19 protein-coding genes and 1 pseudogene are annotated in these 15,012 nt (G+C 58.4%); 8 read left to right on the top strand and 12 right to left on the bottom strand.

Features of this window, described 5'->3' with window-relative positions:
• Window positions 1-31: 31 nt before the first annotated feature.
• The 6 genes from DWX58_RS06480 to DWX58_RS06455 all read right to left on the bottom strand — a co-directional run bounded on the left by DWX58_RS06480 (window position 32) and on the right by DWX58_RS06455 (window position 5,839).
• A complete protein-coding gene (locus DWX58_RS06480) occupies window positions 32-1,963 on the bottom strand; it encodes a BMP family ABC transporter substrate-binding protein (RefSeq protein ID WP_118642160.1) in 1,932 nt (643 codons plus the stop codon).
• Window positions 1,964-2,187: 224 nt separating this feature from the next.
• A complete protein-coding gene (locus DWX58_RS06475; RefSeq protein WP_118642158.1) occupies window positions 2,188-2,940 on the bottom strand; it encodes a carboxymuconolactone decarboxylase family protein in 753 nt (250 codons plus the stop codon).
• 14 nt (window positions 2,941-2,954) lie between these two features.
• A complete protein-coding gene (locus tag DWX58_RS15640) occupies window positions 2,955-3,713 on the bottom strand; it encodes a cyclophilin-like fold protein (protein WP_243093292.1) in 759 nt (252 codons plus the stop codon).
• A gap of 24 nt (window positions 3,714-3,737) precedes the next feature.
• Window positions 3,738-4,709 (bottom strand): alpha/beta hydrolase, encoded by a 972-nt coding sequence (locus DWX58_RS06465; protein ID WP_118642155.1) that lies wholly within the window; start codon window positions 4,707-4,709, stop codon window positions 3,738-3,740.
• A gap of 12 nt (window positions 4,710-4,721) precedes the next feature.
• On the bottom strand, window positions 4,722-5,261 hold the full coding sequence (locus tag DWX58_RS06460) for a flavodoxin family protein (protein WP_118642154.1): 540 nt from the start codon (window positions 5,259-5,261) through the stop codon (window positions 4,722-4,724).
• Window positions 5,258-5,839: a sugar O-acetyltransferase gene (locus DWX58_RS06455; protein WP_118642153.1), complete on the bottom strand. Its 582-nt coding sequence runs from the start codon at window positions 5,837-5,839 to the stop codon at window positions 5,258-5,260. Before DWX58_RS06455 ends, DWX58_RS06460 begins: the two co-directional genes overlap by 4 nt.
• A gap of 141 nt (window positions 5,840-5,980) precedes the next feature.
• Here DWX58_RS06455 and DWX58_RS06450 point away from each other — a divergent pair, with 141 nt between their 5' ends.
• Window positions 5,981-6,895, top strand: a complete 915-nt coding sequence (locus DWX58_RS06450) for a LysR family transcriptional regulator (RefSeq protein WP_118642152.1) — start codon at window positions 5,981-5,983, stop codon at window positions 6,893-6,895.
• A 414-nt stretch (window positions 6,896-7,309) separates the two neighbouring features.
• Here DWX58_RS06450 and DWX58_RS06445 read toward each other — a convergent pair whose 3' ends face one another.
• The 3 genes from DWX58_RS06445 to DWX58_RS06435 all read right to left on the bottom strand — a co-directional run bounded on the left by DWX58_RS06445 (window position 7,310) and on the right by DWX58_RS06435 (window position 9,058).
• The gene (locus DWX58_RS06445) at window positions 7,310-7,975 is read right to left on the bottom strand and encodes a hypothetical protein (RefSeq protein WP_118642151.1); all 666 of its coding nucleotides are present in this window, start codon (window positions 7,973-7,975) and stop codon (window positions 7,310-7,312) included.
• Window positions 7,976-7,978: 3 nt separating this feature from the next.
• Window positions 7,979-8,431, bottom strand: coding sequence for a hypothetical protein (locus DWX58_RS06440; protein ID WP_118642150.1), 453 nt, complete (start codon window positions 8,429-8,431; stop codon window positions 7,979-7,981).
• 69 nt (window positions 8,432-8,500) lie between these two features.
• Window positions 8,501-9,058, bottom strand: coding sequence for a TetR/AcrR family transcriptional regulator (locus DWX58_RS06435; protein WP_118642149.1), 558 nt, complete (start codon window positions 9,056-9,058; stop codon window positions 8,501-8,503).
• 154 nt (window positions 9,059-9,212) lie between these two features.
• Between DWX58_RS06435 and DWX58_RS06430 the strand changes: the two genes are divergently transcribed.
• The 4 genes from DWX58_RS06430 (at window position 9,213) to DWX58_RS06415 (ending at window position 11,827) form a co-directional block, all read left to right on the top strand.
• Entirely contained in the window at window positions 9,213-9,605 is a 393-nt protein-coding gene (locus tag DWX58_RS06430) for a pyridoxamine 5'-phosphate oxidase family protein (RefSeq protein ID WP_118642148.1), read from the top strand.
• Between the two features lie 126 nt (window positions 9,606-9,731).
• Entirely contained in the window at window positions 9,732-10,730 is a 999-nt protein-coding gene (locus tag DWX58_RS06425; protein WP_118642147.1) for an O-acetyl-ADP-ribose deacetylase, read from the top strand.
• A 3-nt stretch (window positions 10,731-10,733) separates the two neighbouring features.
• Complete coding sequence (locus DWX58_RS06420; RefSeq protein ID WP_118642146.1) at window positions 10,734-11,084, top strand: DUF2200 domain-containing protein; 351 nt, start codon at window positions 10,734-10,736, stop codon at window positions 11,082-11,084.
• An 86-nt stretch (window positions 11,085-11,170) separates the two neighbouring features.
• On the top strand, window positions 11,171-11,827 hold the full coding sequence (locus tag DWX58_RS06415; RefSeq protein WP_118642145.1) for a vWA domain-containing protein: 657 nt from the start codon (window positions 11,171-11,173) through the stop codon (window positions 11,825-11,827).
• Between the two features lie 8 nt (window positions 11,828-11,835).
• Here DWX58_RS06415 and DWX58_RS06410 read toward each other — a convergent pair whose 3' ends face one another.
• Entirely contained in the window at window positions 11,836-12,285 is a 450-nt protein-coding gene (locus tag DWX58_RS06410) for a helix-turn-helix transcriptional regulator (protein WP_118642144.1), read from the bottom strand.
• A gap of 156 nt (window positions 12,286-12,441) precedes the next feature.
• Here DWX58_RS06410 and DWX58_RS06405 point away from each other — a divergent pair, with 156 nt between their 5' ends.
• From DWX58_RS06405 to DWX58_RS06395, 3 genes are read left to right on the top strand one after another with little or no spacing between them, the layout of a single operon-like run.
• Window positions 12,442-12,972 (top strand): pyridoxamine 5'-phosphate oxidase family protein, encoded by a 531-nt coding sequence (locus tag DWX58_RS06405; RefSeq protein WP_118642143.1) that lies wholly within the window; start codon window positions 12,442-12,444, stop codon window positions 12,970-12,972.
• Between the two features lie 21 nt (window positions 12,973-12,993).
• Complete coding sequence (locus DWX58_RS06400; protein WP_118642142.1) at window positions 12,994-13,773, top strand: hypothetical protein; 780 nt, start codon at window positions 12,994-12,996, stop codon at window positions 13,771-13,773.
• 24 nt (window positions 13,774-13,797) lie between these two features.
• Window positions 13,798-13,992: a hypothetical protein gene (locus tag DWX58_RS06395; protein WP_118642141.1), complete on the top strand. Its 195-nt coding sequence runs from the start codon at window positions 13,798-13,800 to the stop codon at window positions 13,990-13,992.
• A gap of 62 nt (window positions 13,993-14,054) precedes the next feature.
• On the opposite strand, the gene DWX58_RS15635 is transcribed toward DWX58_RS06395, so the two are convergent.
• Together DWX58_RS15635 and DWX58_RS06390 are read right to left on the bottom strand one after the other, a co-directional pair.
• Window positions 14,055-14,498: an arsenate reductase ArsC gene (locus DWX58_RS15635; protein WP_279229858.1), complete on the bottom strand. Its 444-nt coding sequence runs from the start codon at window positions 14,496-14,498 to the stop codon at window positions 14,055-14,057.
• Window positions 14,490-15,002: pseudogene (locus tag DWX58_RS06390) on the bottom strand (DUF5714 domain-containing protein); the annotation flags it as partial. The gene DWX58_RS15635 and the pseudogene DWX58_RS06390, both read right to left, overlap by 9 nt.
• Window positions 15,003-15,012 lie beyond the last annotated feature (10 nt).

Raw genomic sequence — 15,012 nt, 5'->3', positions numbered from 1 at the left:
GCGTGCCGGGCACCCTCCCCGGGGAGGTGCGTCAGCTCTGCTTTTCTTTTGTGGCGTCCACGCCCACGATGCCCACCGTGGCCTTTCCGGTGGGGCTTAGTTCGTCATAGGCGGGCAGGGAGCCCACCACATTTTCCACCAGCCAGTCCATGGTGATAATCCGCTCCACGTCCAGGGTGTCCCCCTCCGCAACCTGTTTGGTGCCGCCTTGGTCATAGATGGGGCCGCGGAAGGGGTGACAGCTGCCGCTGCGGATGCCGTCCCGCAGCAGATCGGCCAGCTTTCGGGTGCTGTCCGGCAAACGGAAGGAGCAGTGAAGGTCCACCACGCCGGAGGCCAGCCCCCAGTAGTAGTTCAGGGCCTTGTGGCTCTCTTGATATTCCATCTGGAAGGAGCGGTCCCGGATGCGGCGGAGAATGGCCTCATAATAAGTCCCCCAGCGCCAGACCGGCATGGCCAGATTGACCTGGTGGTCGCCCTCAATGAGGGAGAGGCCGAAGTTGTGGCCGGGGGCGCCACGGCGGGCCAGGTCCTGGGCGGAAATAAGGCGGATCCCCTTTTCTGTCAGACGCTGGACAGCGGTTTTGGCGTCCTCCACCGAGGACCACTCCAGGTAGACCCGGGCCAGAGGATTGGTGAGCTGTACGCCCAGTGCAAAGGCGTTGATGCCGGCCACCTGGCCGAAAATGGGGTAATCGCAGATATAGCCCACCGGATTGTCTCCGGCTAGGGCCCCGGCGATGGCGCCGGTGATGAACTTCACCTCGTACATCCGGGCGTAGTAGGTGCGGATGTAGCGGTGGGAGGTGTTGAGGGAGCAATTGAGGATGGTGACCTCGGGGTGGTCCACCGCCGCCCGCAGGCTGGCGGGCAGCAGAAGGGGGGAGGTGGTGAAAATCACGTTGCTGCCCTCGTGAATGACCTTCTGAAGGGCCTCCAGCGGGTCTCCGTCCATGGCGTTGAATTGGGCAGTGGTCTCCAGTCCGTCCTTGAACACCCGGTCCAGATGCTTGCGGCCCCGCTCGTGGCCGTAGGTCCAGTCGGAGCGCTCCGGGTCCTTATCGTGGAGAAAGGCAACCTTCAGGAGCTTCTGCTCCCCCTTGGGCAAAAACCAGGAGAAGAGACTGGGGCTCTTTTTCTCGGCCTCCTCGGGGAAGAGCTTGACGTCAATGGGCTCCTCCTCCTGCTGGAGGGTAATTTCCTCCCACACGTGGGCCACCGCAGTCTGAATTTCCTCGGCGCTCTTGCCCATCAGCGCTTCATAGCCGTAAATTTTCAAAAAGGCCAGCATGGCGTCGCCCACCGTGGAAGTGAGGCGGTCGCCTCCCTGGGCCTCGTAGGCCTGATGAAAGCGGTAGTAGGCCGTGGAGAAATCCCGCCGGTCGTTTTCGCTCCAGGCCTGGCCCGGCTGTTTGCCCAGCTGCTTTTGCAGCTCGGCGTAGCTGCCCGGCTTGGAGAACTCCAGAAAGTTGATCCGGCTGCACTGATAGAAATCCACAAACTCATAGTACAGCTCAATTTCCCGGCTTCCGTCCCGCTGGGGCAGAATCCGGGTGACCTGAGCACTGATGCTGTTGGCGTCAAAGAATTTCAGAACACTGACCCGCTTGTGGCCTTCCTCTACATAAAAGCGGTTGCGGTACTCCCACACCTTGATGGGATCCCAGATGCCCTCCTCCAGGTGGGCCTGGCACAGCCGCTGCCACTTTCCGGCAAATTCCGTGTTGGCGCCCATCAGAGGCATGAAGCTGCGGGAGAAGGACTGGGTACGCCCCAGAGACTTGGTGCCTACCACAAACTCCAGCGGAATCAGAATGGTTCCCAGGTTGGTGGTGTGCCCCAGCTGCTCCTCGCCCACAAATTCGCTGAGAACAGGCAGATAGGGGGACTCGCCCCGGGCGGTACAGGAACGGAATTCCTTTTGCCCCCGTTTGAGGGCTTCGTAATAATACAGATTTGGCACAGAAGGGCCTCCTCTCAAAAAGTCCTGCCCATAGGGTATGCGCCGGACAGACCGCTATGCTTTGGGCGTCTGCGTTCTATCCATAGCATACCACAAATACGAAAGAATTCCAGATAAAATCCATTTTTTTGAAGCTGAGTTTTTGAAACGGCGGACGGGGCCTGGGGAGACAAAAAAGGCCCCTGCCGTGAGACAGGGACCTTCTCGGATTATGAAGGGGAGCGTTACAGATGGCTGTATGCTTCGTCGGTGACCGCTTCCAGCCACTCGTTGGAGCAGTCCTCGCCAGGTACCTCCAAGGCCAGATTGGAGAACCAGCTGTCCGGAGCCGCGCCGTGCCAGTGCTTTACTTCCGGCGGGATGTTGACCACGTCTCCGGGGTGCAGCTCCCGGGCCTCCTGGCCCCACTCCTGGTAATAGCCCCGGCCGGCCACGCAGATCAGAATCTGGCCGCCGCCCTTGGAGGCGTGGTGGATGTGCCAGTTGTTGCGGCAGCCCGGCTCAAAGGTGACATTGTACACTCCAACTTGGCTGGTGGAGAGGGGCTGCAGATAGCTCCGGCCCACAAAATACTGGGCAAAGGCGTCATTGGGTGCGCCGATGGGGAAGACCATCTCATTCTGGTGCTGGCTTCTGCCGTCCTCGTCGGCGTTCTCTTCCGCCCAGACCTCCTTGGCCATGCGGAAGGCGGCCCAGGCCTTGGGCCAGCCTGCGTAAAAGGCGGCGTGGGTGAGAATCTCGGCAATCTCCTGCCGGGTTATGCCGTTCTGTTTTGCGGTAGCCAGGTGGTACTGGAAGGAGCTGTCCACCAGCCCCTGGGCCATGAGGGCCACCACCGTCACCAGGGAGCGGTCTCGCAGGGAGAGCTGATCCTCCCGGCTCCAGACCTCACCGAACAATACGTCGTCATTGAGCTGTGCAAATTTGGGGGCAAACTCCCCCAGGGCATCTCTGCCCGCCGTCTGCTTGACTGCCATATGAATGTTGCCTCCTATGCAAGTGAAAAGGTGACCTGGACCGTTCCCTCGCCCAGCTTGGCCTGTAAATCGGTGGGGTCATCGATTTTGGCCAGCCGGGTAAAGGTCCAGGAGTTGGTGCCGTAATAAATGGTGATCTGATTGCCCTGATAGAGAATCACATCGCCGGGCTGGGTGGTTATGGATGTATCGCTGCGCGTCAGTGTGGTGCCCAGGGGGCCTACTTTTTCAAAGCCGCCGTAGTCCTCCATGGAGACGGTCAGCGGTCCCTGAGCGAGAAGCTCCTGAAACGCACGAGCGGAGGGGTTGTCCTCAAAGGTGGCCAGCAGCTCGTAATCGCCTACGGTGATTTTCAAAGCGGACACCTCCTGTTCCGGCTGTGTGGGTTCCGGCGATGGAGCGGAAATGGATGGCTCGGAGTTGGGAGCCTCTGGGGAGGTGCTCCCGGCAGAGGACGACGTCCCCTGCTGAACCGGCGGGGCCTCCGTCTTCTGAGCGGGGGGTTCTTCCGCCGGTCCCGTTTCCCCGGTCAGTTGGTCCCCGTCCGGTTCCGGAGAGACAGGTGATTGGGATTGGCCATCCGCAGAGGAAGAGGTCTCTTGCTGCTCCGGTTCCCATGAGGCGTTGGGTGAGCTCTGCTCCCACTGGTCAGGGAGCTGCACACTGTCTGCTGCCGACGAGGCTGAACCGGCGACCAAACTTCCGGCCTCCGGAGCAGCTGAGCAGGACGAGAGCGCCAGGATGAGAAACAGGATACACAGTCGTCTTGCCATAAAAGATCCTCCCTGCCTGTTGTTTTACAGATATTTTCGGAAAAAGGCCTCAATATCGGAAAAGGGAATGATGTCCTTCCGGTCATAGAGGTCGGTGTGGACAGCGCCAGGGATAATGAGCAGCTCCTTGTTGTCGGTGTAGGGGTTGTCCTTGACCATATCGGCAAAGGCGTCCCGGCTGAAGTAGCAGGAGTGGGCCTTCTCCCCGTGGATGACCAGCACAGCACTGCGGATTTCATTACTGTATTGGAGAATGGGCATGTTGAGGAAGGACAGGGAGGAGGTGGTGTTCCAGCCGTCGTTGGAGTTGAGGGAGCGCTCGGTATAGCCCCGCTCCGTCTTATAGTAGTCGTAGTAGTCCTTCACAAAGAAGGGGGCGTCCTCGGGCAGGGGGTCCACCACACCGCCGGCCCGGGCGTAGGTGCCTGCTTTGTAGTCCTCGGTCCGCTGGGCGTTGAGAGCCTTTCTTGTCTCATACCGGGCGTCGGCGCTGTCGGCGGAATCAAAGTAGCCCTTGGCATTCACCCGGGTTATGTCATACATGGTGGAGGTGACGGTGGCCTTGATGCGGGTGTCCATGGCGGCCGCGTTGAGAGCCATGCCGCCCCAGCCACAGATGCCCAGAATGCCGATCTTCTCCGGGTCCACAAAGTCCCGGGTGGAGAGATAGTCCACAGCGGCAGAGAAGTCCTCGGTGTTGATATCGGGGGAGGCCACATTCCGTACCTCGCCGCCGCTCTCTCCAGTGAAGGAGGGGTCAAAGGCCAGGGCGGCAAAACCGCGGGAGGCCAGTTCCTCGGCATAGAGCCCGGAGCACTGCTCCTTCACGGCGCCGAAGGGGCCGGACACAGCCACGGCGGCCAGTCTGCCGGAGGCTTCCTTGGGCAGGTACAGGTCGCCGGCCAGCTGGATGCCATAGCGGTTGTGGAAGCGCACCTTCTCCCGGGTGACCGTGTCCCGCAGAGGAAAGGAATAGCCGTTGTATCTTGATTTCATGGGGAATCCTCCTTACATCTGTTTGCCCATTTCGTAGGCCTGCTTCAAAGCGGGATGTCCCTGGATTTCGCCCACGGAGGTCACGCCGCCGGCAAATACCGTTCCGGCCAGACGGGCCTTTTCAAAGCAGTCAATCCAGCCCTGCAGGCCGGTGACGGCGCCGTCCGGGGTGTGTTCGTCCTCCTCGGCCGCTGCGGTGAGCAGGTAGATGTCCCGGAACCGGTAGTCGGCGGAGTAGAGGGGATTGGCGCGGTCCAGCATGGTTTTCATCTGGCCGCTCATGCCGTAGTAGTAGATGGGGGTGGCAAAGACGAGAACGTCGGCGTTCAGCATCTTTTGGGCAATGGTGTCGGCGTCGTCGTGGATGACGCAGCGCTGGGTGCTCTGACAGATGAGGCACCCCTTGCAGAACCCGATGGTTTTATCGTAAAGTGTGACCTTTTCCACGTCGTTCCCGGCTTCGCGGGCGCCTCGGATCAGTTCCTCTGCCAGCATGTCCGAATTGCCGCCCTTCCGGGGGCTGGTGGAGATGACCAGAATCTGTTTACTCATTGCAGTTCCTCCTTGCTTAAGTGTCGGATGACCTTTGCGGGCATACCGCCCACAATCGTGTTTTCCGGGACGTCCCGGGTCACAACTGCCCCAGCGGCCACAATGGCGCCATCGCCGATGGTCACGCCGGGCAGTACCGTGGCGTTGGAACCAATCCAGACGTTTTTGCCGATGCGGATGGGAGCGGGAATCATGCTGCTGCGATCCCGGGGAGACCGGGCGTGATTTAAGGTAGCCAGCACCACGTTGTGGCCGATGAGAGCGCCGTCGTCAATGTAAATACCGCCCTGATCCTGGAACTTACAGCCCATGTTGATGAAAACGTGCTTCCCAATGTGGATGTTTTTTCCGCAGTCGGAATAAAAGGGCGGGAACAGCCCAAAGCTCTCGTCCACCGGCTGGCCGATGAGTTGGGAAAAGAGGGCGCGCAGCTCGGACGGTTCGTGGTAGCTGCCGTTGATCTCTGCCGTAATACGCAGGGCCTCCTGGCTCACACCGTGCATGAACAAGTGGGGTTCGCTGCCGCCCTGTACCACCTTTCCACTGTTCAGATGCTCCAAAAATGTTTCTAACTCCATTGCTTACTCCTGATCCATAAAATGTTCACGCTTATTTTATCACCTGCAAAATCGAATAACAAATACCTATATAGAATAGTTTACTATGCTTGAAAACTATATTAGAGATGTGCTATCATTACCCTGACCGGAGGTGGCAGAATGGAATTGAGAGTGCTTCAGTATTTCCTGGCGGTGGCGCGGGAGCAGAATATTTCCGCGGCAGCCCAGTCCCTGCATCTGACCCAGCCCACCCTCTCCCGGCAGCTCAAGGAGCTGGAGGAGGAGCTGGGCAAGCAGCTGATGATCCGTGGAAACCGAAAGGTGACACTGACGGAGGACGGTATGCTGCTGCGCAAGCGGGCGGAGGAGATTCTGGAGCTGGTAGATCGGACGGAAAAAGAGGTTATGCAGTCCGATGAGGCCGTCAGTGGAGATATCTACATTGGGACCGGGGAGACCGATGGAGTGCGTCAGTTGGCCAGGGCCGCAACCCGGCTTCAGGCCCGCTATCCTGCCATCCGCTTTCATATTGCCAGCGGAGATGCCGCAGACGTGTGCGAGCGTCTGGACAAAGGACTGCTGGATTTCGGTGTCCTGCTGGGTGACATTGATAAGACCAAATATCACTACTTGGAGCTGCCCATGAAGGACACCTGGGGTGTGCTCATGCGGCGGGACAGTCCCCTGGCCCAGCAGGAATCTGTCGGTCCTCAGGACCTCTGGGACAAGCCGCTCATTCTCTCCCGGCAGGTGAATAACAAAAGTGGACTGTATCGCTGGCTGCAGAAGGAGCCTTCCCAGCTTCACACCGCGGCCACCTACAACCTCATCTATAACGCTTCCCTGATGGTGGAAGAGGGGATGGGATATGCCTTCGGACTGGACAAGCTGGTGAATACCACCGGCAGTGCCCTCTGTTTCCGGCCTTTAGAGCCGAAGCTGGAGGCGGAGATGTACCTAGTGTGGAAAAAATCCCGAATCTTTTCCCGGGCGGCGGAACTGTTTCTGGAGTGCCTGCAGGAGCACTTGACCCTTCTCCGGGCGGAGCAGAAGGGAAACGCGGAGCAGGCCTGAGATTGTTTTGTTCGCAGGCGCAGCTTCGTGTGACCGTTGGGCCGTCACCGCCCATGTGTGGGCCCATGTTTCGAGAAAAAAGACCGGATGGACATTCCTGATTGAAAGAATGTCCATCCGGTTTTTACGCATATGGAGAGTATTGCGCCAGCTTGGCTCCGACCTGACCAGCATTTCCAACGCTGTTATCCAACCTGCGGCTGGCAGGGTGAATGGGGCAAGGACGCTGGGCCGGAGCAAATCCGGGTCATAGCAGAACAGACGGCATGCTGTGGCCTTGGACCTCGTCTGATGCTCCCTGTATCCAGCCTGGACTGTATTCAAGGCAAGTGCCTTCCATCAGACGGGGCAAAGAAAAGGGACGTTTGGACTTGCAGGATATGTATGGAGTCCCCTTGTGTTATGCTGCTGTCTTTATTTGCACTCCTGCTTCATGGCGGAATAGCCAATCCACACGGTCCAGACGTAGGCGCAGGTCTTGGGAATCATCAGCATCCCGATCATGGATACGGCGTCCGCCCACAGCACCACCGGAATATAGAAGCCAAAGCTCAGCACGATGGTCAGCCACATCCAGCGGAAAGCCTGATCCCCGTGCTCTCTGGCGCTGCGGTAAAAGAGCACGATCACTACGAGCCCCAGCAGTGCGAAGGGGATGTTGCGGTAGACGCCCCAGGAGAGGGGGGCGTCGGCGCTGAGCCACTGATTCTGGGGCATCATGCACAGCAGGATCCGCAGACCGGCCAGGAGGTAGACCGCAGCAGTCAGGGTGCCTTGTCCCGTGACGCGGTACCGCTGCCGCCACACATAGTAGAGCAGCACATAGAAAATGGTCATGGTGACCGAGGTAATCCATTTCCCCAGCCCCAGGGCAGCGGTGTAGTGCTCCAGACCTGTGGTACAAAGGGCAACTGCCCGGGGGAACAGGTGAAACGCATCGCCCGAGCCCAGTACCACCGCCATAAGGCCGAACAAACGGAATTGGGGATTGCCCTTGCTGCCACGAATCATCCGGATTCCAATGGTAATGACGGTAATCAGATAGACCGCATCAAACAGAGTTTCCATAATTGCCTGCATGATTTACACTCCTTTTTGCTCCGTGTTTGATTGAATTGTGGCTGCGGCGATAGCCGCCTTGCCGTAATTTCGGCCAAACAGCAGTCCGGCCAGTAGAAGCGAAGCGCCCAGCCCTGTATAAAAGACGGCAATAAACTGCTCCGGCGCAAGTCCGCTTGCCCGCAGGCCGATACCGCCCGTCATCATAACGGCCATAATGGCAAATGCCTTTTGGTCAAAGAATTTCAGAAAAAAGTGCCGCTCTTCCAAATAGGCGTGGATTCTGGCGGTGTGCTTTTTCACCAGCTTTCCAAAAATAAACTTCTGGAATATGGCAAAAACCAAGATCGACAGCAAGGTGTTCAGCACCGTGAGATAGGCCGGGTAGGCCATCAAACCGATGCGAAGAAAGTTGAACCCCGCCGCGCTCCACACCAGACAGGCCAAAAGCAGAAGGGTATTCCGTTTTACTTTCATTGTTTTGCTCCGTTAAGTGAACGATGTTCAATTTCTTGGGTATAAAATTCCCACAGTTTTGTGGGAATTTTAATAGAGGGTCCTTCGGACAATCTCCAGCACAGCCGAAGGGTCGTAATCCTGCCGCAGCAGCGCGGACAGCATCAGAGAGAACAAGAGATTCGCAAATTTTTCCGCTGTAAATTGTTGGGTAAAGGCGTCCGGTCGGACTTTGACATCCCGCTGCAAAACAGAGCACAGCCCATCTAAAATATGCTGCCAGGTCTGCTGCATCTTCTGTCTCCCGTCCGATTTATCCTCTCCCAGAAAGCCCAGGGAGTGGAGAGAAAAAAATCCGGGATACTGCTTGCAGCCGTATTCCATCCGTTCGTACAGCCAGGCAATGCAGGCCTGAGTGTCCTGAAACACGGAGCCGTCCTCCGGCCGATGGAAAATCTCACACCAGACGCTTTCCACCGTGGCACTCATCAGAGCAGCTTTGGAATCAAAATAGTTGTAGATGGAGCCCACCGATACCCCGCAGGCTGCCGCCACAGAGCGGATATTGACGGCCGACCAGCCCTCCCGCTGAATCAGTTCCCGGCTGGTCTTCAAAATTTCCTCTTTGGATGTGACAATGGTATTCATCCGATCACCTCAATATGAACGATGTTCATTATAAAGAGTTCTGGTTTCTTGTCAAGGCTTTTTTATGGGACGGTATGCCGAGGGACCGTATCGGAAATCTTGACGCTTTGTCGGGTACAGGTATAAAATGAGAAAAAAGCAAGGAGGGATTCCCGTGGAAGAAGTATATCAATTTCTGAAAACCTGCGGCACCTATTATCTGGCCACCATGGACCAGGATCAGCCCCGGGTGCGCCCCTTTGGCACCATTGACCTCTATAACGGGCAGCTTACCATTCAAACCGGTCGGAAGAAGGACGTGGCCCAGCAGATGCTGGCAAATCCCAAGGTGGAGGTCTGTGCCTTTGACGGCCAGCACTGGCTGCGGGTGACGGCCAAGGCCGTGGAGGTGCCTGAAGTGGAGGCGCAGGAGCATATGCTCAGCCAATATCCCACCCTCCGGGCCGCCTACACCCCTGGTGACGGCAACACCATGATTTTTGCACTGGTGGAGGCCGCCGCCACATTCTCCTCCTTTACAGAGCCCAGCCGTACCGTAACCTTCTGAACGGTGGATCGCATGGAAACGGCATTGCCAAAGGCAATGCCGTTTTGTTATGCCCGCAGGGCGCTGTGATTGTCAGAACGCGGGGGGTGTGGTATGATGAGGTGAATCAAGTGAGGAGGTGTTTCCATGCCCCTGCACATCGTGCGAAGCGACATCACCACAATGCGTGTGGACGCCATTGTCAACGCCGCCAATGAGAGCCTGCTGGGGGGCGGAGGGGTGGACGGCGCCATTCACCGCGCCGCCGGTCCGGATTTGTTAAAGGAGTGCCGCACTCTGGGCGGCTGCAAAACGGGCCAGGCCAAGCTGACCCGGGGCTACCGCCTGCCTGCCCGGTATGTGATCCACACCGTGGGACCCATCTGGCGGGGCGGAACCCACGGGGAGCGGGAGCTGTTGGTCTCCGCCTACCGAACCTCCCTGAAGCTGGCCCGGGCCAGTCAATGCGAGTCGGTGGCCTTCCCGCTGATTTCCGCCGGGGCCTACGGCTATCCCAAGGACCAGGCCCTGAAGGTCGCGGTGGACACCATCGGGGAATTTCTTCTTGCAAACGACATGAACGTCTACCTGGTCATATTTGACCGGACCGCCTACACCATCGGCGGGAAGCTCTTTGCGGACATTGCGTCCTACATTGATGACCGCTATGTGGAAGAGCACACCGAGCCGTGGGAGGAGCAGCGCCGCCGGTCTATGGCCTGGGCCGACCAGGCAGAGGAAGAACTGCGGGCGCCCTCTCCTTGCGGAGCAATGCCTGGCAGCCTGGATGAGGCCCTGGGGCGGCTGGATGAGAGCTTTTCTCAGATGCTGCTGCGGAAGATCGACGAGGCCGGCATCACCGATGCCCAATGCTATAAAAAGGCAAACATTGACCGCAAGCTGTTCTCCAAAATCCGTTCCGATATCCACTATAAGCCCTCCAAGCCCACAGCTATGGCCTTTGCTGTGGCCCTGGAGCTGCCCCTGGAGGAGGCGCGGGAGATGCTGGAAAAGGCGGGCTTTGCCTTCTCTCACGCCAGCAAATTTGACATTATTGTGGAGTATTTTATCGCCCGTCAAAACTACAACATCTTTGAAATCAACGAGGCTCTGTTTGCCTTTGACCAGAGCCTGCTGGGAGGTTAAAGTATGCCCCGTGTGGATGTGACGGAAATGCCTTTTGCCAAGCTCTATCCTCTGCTGGTAAGCAAAGCGGAGAAAAAGGGGCGCACCCGGGCGGAAGTGGACCAGGTGACCGCCTGGCTTACCGGATACACCGCGGAGGAGATTCTCCGGCTGGAGCAGTCCGAGGTGAGCTACGGCGATTTCTTTCGGAACGCCCCCGCCATGAACCCCAACCGGATCCGGATCACCGGCAAAGTGTGCGGAGTCCGGGTGGAGGAGATTGAGGACCCGCTGATGCGGGAGATTCGATATCTGGACAAGCTGGTGGATGAGCTGGCCAAGGGCAAAGCCATGGAAAAGATTTTAAGAGGGTAATTGTCGCTTTCCAGGCGACCATAGAAGGAAAAATCCCCCTATACTGTATTTGTAAGCCAAACAAAACAGGATAGGGGGATTTTATTATGAAGAAGAATCTGACAGAGCTGGTGTTCATTCTGGACCGCAGCGGCTCCATGCAGGGACTGGAGGGCGACACCATCGGCGGCTTTAACTCCATGCTGGAAAAGCAGAAGCAGGAGCCCGGCGAGGCCTTAGTGTCCACGCTGCTCTTTGACGACCGAACGGAAGTACTGCATGACCGGGCCAAGGTAAGAGAGCTCAGACCCATCACCGAAAAAGAGTACTATGTCCGGGGGTGCACGGCCCTGCTGGACGCCATCGGCGGGGCCATCCACCACATTGGAAACATCCACAAGTACGCCAGACCGGAGGACGTGCCGGAGCATACGCTCTTTGTCATCACCACCGATGGCATGGAGAATGCCAGCCGCCGCTATACAGCCCAGCGTGTCAAGGAGATGATCCGGCGGCAGAAGGAGAAGTACGGCTGGGAGTTTCTGTTCCTGGGGGCCAACATCGACGCGGTGGAGACAGCTGGGACGCTGGGCATTGCCCCGGACCGGGCGGTCAACTACCACTGTGACAGCCAGGGGACCCGCCTCAATTATGAGGTAGTGGGCCAGGCCGTGGCTGCGGTGCGGAGCAGCGCCGGACTGGACGAGCACTGGAAGGATGCCATTGAAACAGATTTCCGCAGGCGGAAACAGGGCCGCCGCTGAGCGGGACCTTACATCTGCCCCTTCCACACCCGGGCCAGAATGTCCTTCAGCACCAGCAGGGCGTCAGTGTGGTTGTAGCCGTAGTCCACCTGCAGCTGGGTAAGCATCTCCCGCAGCGCCGGCGCATAGTCGTTTATGCGTACCGTTTTGTGGTAGGTGGCCAGCACCGGGTACTTTTTGCTCCATACCTTGTTCCAATCGATCCGGGCCTGGGCCTCCTCGCTGACACTGTCGATCATCTGCTGGGCCTGCTGCTCGTCAAAATCGTATTCAATGAGCTCATCCAGGGTCATGTGGTAGAGCATGGCCAGGCCCTTGGACTGGCGGATGTCGGGCAAAGTCTCGCCTGTCTCCCACTTGGAGATGGTCTGGCGGCTAACGCCCAGCTTTTCCGCCACGTTTTCCTGGGATAACCCGCTCTTTTTCCGGGCGTGGTATAAGCTGCTGCCTAAACTCATGGTGTGTTCCTCCTGATCGGATACATTCTACGGGTTTCAGTATAACGTCCACAGAGCAAAAAATCTACCAAGGGAAACGGTCACTTTCGCCCGGTTTCCTGACATTTCCGCTGCAGCTGTGCTATACTGGAGAAAAACAAGGTGGGAGGGATGGAAATGACCAAGGAGGAATATCAGTCCGCCGCCCGTTACTGGGAGGACAAGGACGCGGACAGCGTGAAACTGGAGCCCGGAAAGCTGTGCTCCATGATGGAGGAATATGTGAAGGCGAACAACACCTGCGCGCTGGCCACCGGGACTGGAGACCATGTGCGCTGTACCCCTATTGAGTACAGCTGGCATGACGGCTACTTCTGGATGTTCAGCGAGGGAGGCAAGAAGTTCATCGGCCTTGCGGAGAATCCTAATGTATGCCTGGCCATTTATGACCGGTATGAGGGATTTGGAAACCTTCACGGGATGCAGGTCATGGGCCTTGCGGAGCTAGTAGAGCCTTTCAGCGAGGCATACAACGCCCACGCTGCGTGGAAGAAAATTCCCTTGGATGTCCTTCGCAGGCTGTCCAGTCCCATGTACCTGATTCGGGTCCGGCCTACCCGCATCGACTGTCTGTTCTCCGACTTCAAGGAGCTGGGCTGTGCGCCCAGGCAGACTCTGGTACTGCGGGAAGAAGAGCAGGAATCATAAGGACAGAGGGAGAGGAGAGCAATGGGACTCAAACAGATCTGGATGTCCCGGGACACCCGGCGGAAGAGCCGGTACGGGCAGCGCACGCTGGGCGGTATTTTCGGAATTGCGGCCCTGGCGCTGGTGCTGATTGTGGTCGGGACTGTGCTGGGCTTTTCCATGGGCTGGCCGATGGAGGTGTTTTCCCTGGTTCTCTGTGTGGGGGTCACCGCCCTGGGCATCGGGTTGGCTGTGGGTCTTAGCCGCCGGTCCCTGGAGGACACAACCGTCTTTTTCCTGACAGAAGAGGACCGGCTGTTTGTCATGGATGCCAAGCGCCTTTCCTATCATGGGGGAAATGTGCTCTCCTATGTGGGAGGAACGCTGGAGACCCAGCAATTTCTTCGGACCCTTGCCCGGTCGCCGGGAGTGCCCGCGGGGGCGGATGAGATTCTGGGGGTGGAGGGAATCAAGGAAAACGGTTCCCACTATGCCCTGTCCTGCCGGGTCCGGCACCCCAATCGTCGGGTCATTCGACGCACCTATTTTCTGTTCAAAGGCATGGAAGATCAGGAACTGCTGCTGCGCCAGCTGGAGCGCCGGGAGAGGGGAATAGGTTCTTTGGAGATGGGAGAAAACCGAAAGCCCCTTTGGATTTTGCTCAGTGTGCTGGCCTGCGGCGTCTTTGCCATCCTGTGTGTGCTGAGCCATCCGGCGGTGGGCCGGCTGCCCCAGAGCATTTACTTCCCCTGCCTGGGTGGGGCCTTTGTGTGTCTGTGCTGCGGGGTGTGGTTTGGAATCCGGCAGCATCGGGGCGAATAAACGAAATGATTCAGGAGGCGGAGCGTGATCTATTCCAAAGAAGAGCTGATAGAGGCCGAACGGCAGATCGATTCCACCCTGCACAAGCTGCGGGAGACCGTCAAAACTCTGGAGGGGAAGGAGAATCCTGCCCGCTATAAATCCCAGATCACTCTGGCCAGGCGGCGCATCCAGGCCTTTACCATTGCAGCGGACCTCATCCAGAGAGAACTGGAGTAGGGAACCACATGACAGCAAACCGCCCGGAGCTTCTGCATTGCAGAAGCTCCGGGCGATTCCGTTTAGTTCAGTGTTCCGGCCTGAATGCGGCATTTCAGGTCAAGGGTCTTTTCCTCGATCTGAGCCATAACGGCCAGAAACGCCTGGTCTTCCTTGCCGCTGGGGTCCTCCAGACCCCAGTCCTCCCGATGAGAGCAGGGGAAGGTGGGGCACTGGACGTTGCAGCCCATGGTGACCACGATATCCACCGCCGGCAGCTGGGAGAGGGGCTTGTTGTGCTGGGTTGCCTCCATGTCGATGCCGTATACCTGCTTCATGAGGCGTACCGCATCTGGATTGATGCGGGAGCCTGGCTCAGTGCCGGCTGAGTAGCTTTCAAAGACGTCTCCGGCCAGCCGTTTTCCAAGTGCCTCCGCCATCTGACTGCGGCAGGAGTTGTGGACGCAGAGAAATGCGACTTTGGGCTTTTGGTGATTGGCCGCCGAGAAGGGACAGCGGGCTCCGATGCACTGGTTGTTCCGGGGACTGTAGGAGCAGACGGGTACCGTCCGATCCATCTCCACGCCCAGATGCTCCCGGGCAAAGTCCACGGCGGCAAGGATGGAGAGGAAGGAGTCCCGCTTACAGCAGCGCGGACCGCCCGCCTTGCCGATGCTGTCCAGAGCCCGGGCGGTCATCTGGTTGCTCAGTCCCCAGGGTTCCCGGGCCAGGGGAGTGGACTGGGTGGCGATGGCCACAAACTGTCCTGCGCTGATTCCGGCGCCGCAGGCGCCCCAGAAGCCGCAGGCTCCGCCAGGCACTTCCTTGCCCCGGCTGTACATCTCCCGGAGGGCCTTCTCCAGATCCAAGCGGCCCCCCGCGTTTTTGTAGGCGGTGAGCAGCGCGGCCCCCACCATCACATGGTGCTCTGGGCCGTGCATGTGGCAGAAGGGGAGGTCCATCATCCGCCGGATAATGGCCACAGGGTCGGTGGAGGTCTCAGCAAGACAGAGACCGAAGATGTGGTCCATACCCTGAGTG

It is taken from the genome of Pseudoflavonifractor sp. AF19-9AC, assembly GCF_003478995.1.
Lineage (GTDB): Bacteria > Bacillota > Clostridia > Oscillospirales > Oscillospiraceae > Lawsonibacter.
The sequence above is the reverse complement of the archived record's forward strand: the minus strand, read 5'-3'. Positions and strand labels throughout refer to the sequence as shown.

Excerpts from the sequence above, each read along its gene's own strand:
- DWX58_RS06475 (WP_118642158.1), bottom strand. The coding sequence starts at position 2,940 with ATGGCAGTCAAGCAGACGGCGGGCAGAGATGCCCTGGGGGAGTTTGCC.
- DWX58_RS15640 (WP_243093292.1), bottom strand. The coding sequence starts at position 3,713 with ATGGCAAGACGACTGTGTATCCTGTTTCTCATCCTGGCGCTCTCGTCC.
- DWX58_RS06465 (WP_118642155.1), bottom strand. The coding sequence starts at position 4,709 with ATGAAATCAAGATACAACGGCTATTCCTTTCCTCTGCGGGACACGGTC.
- DWX58_RS06460 (WP_118642154.1), bottom strand. The coding sequence starts at position 5,261 with ATGAGTAAACAGATTCTGGTCATCTCCACCAGCCCCCGGAAGGGCGGC.
- DWX58_RS06455 (WP_118642153.1), bottom strand. The coding sequence starts at position 5,839 with ATGGAGTTAGAAACATTTTTGGAGCATCTGAACAGTGGAAAGGTGGTA.
- DWX58_RS06450 (WP_118642152.1), top strand. The coding sequence starts at position 5,981 with ATGGAATTGAGAGTGCTTCAGTATTTCCTGGCGGTGGCGCGGGAGCAG.
- DWX58_RS06445 (WP_118642151.1), bottom strand. The coding sequence starts at position 7,975 with ATGCAGGCAATTATGGAAACTCTGTTTGATGCGGTCTATCTGATTACC.
- DWX58_RS06440 (WP_118642150.1), bottom strand. The coding sequence starts at position 8,431 with ATGAAAGTAAAACGGAATACCCTTCTGCTTTTGGCCTGTCTGGTGTGG.
- DWX58_RS06435 (WP_118642149.1), bottom strand. The coding sequence starts at position 9,058 with ATGAATACCATTGTCACATCCAAAGAGGAAATTTTGAAGACCAGCCGG.
- DWX58_RS06425 (WP_118642147.1), top strand. The coding sequence starts at position 9,732 with ATGCCCCTGCACATCGTGCGAAGCGACATCACCACAATGCGTGTGGAC.
- DWX58_RS06420 (WP_118642146.1), top strand. The coding sequence starts at position 10,734 with ATGCCCCGTGTGGATGTGACGGAAATGCCTTTTGCCAAGCTCTATCCT.
- DWX58_RS06415 (WP_118642145.1), top strand. The coding sequence starts at position 11,171 with ATGAAGAAGAATCTGACAGAGCTGGTGTTCATTCTGGACCGCAGCGGC.
- DWX58_RS06410 (WP_118642144.1), bottom strand. The coding sequence starts at position 12,285 with ATGAGTTTAGGCAGCAGCTTATACCACGCCCGGAAAAAGAGCGGGTTA.
- DWX58_RS06405 (WP_118642143.1), top strand. The coding sequence starts at position 12,442 with ATGACCAAGGAGGAATATCAGTCCGCCGCCCGTTACTGGGAGGACAAG.
- DWX58_RS06400 (WP_118642142.1), top strand. The coding sequence starts at position 12,994 with ATGGGACTCAAACAGATCTGGATGTCCCGGGACACCCGGCGGAAGAGC.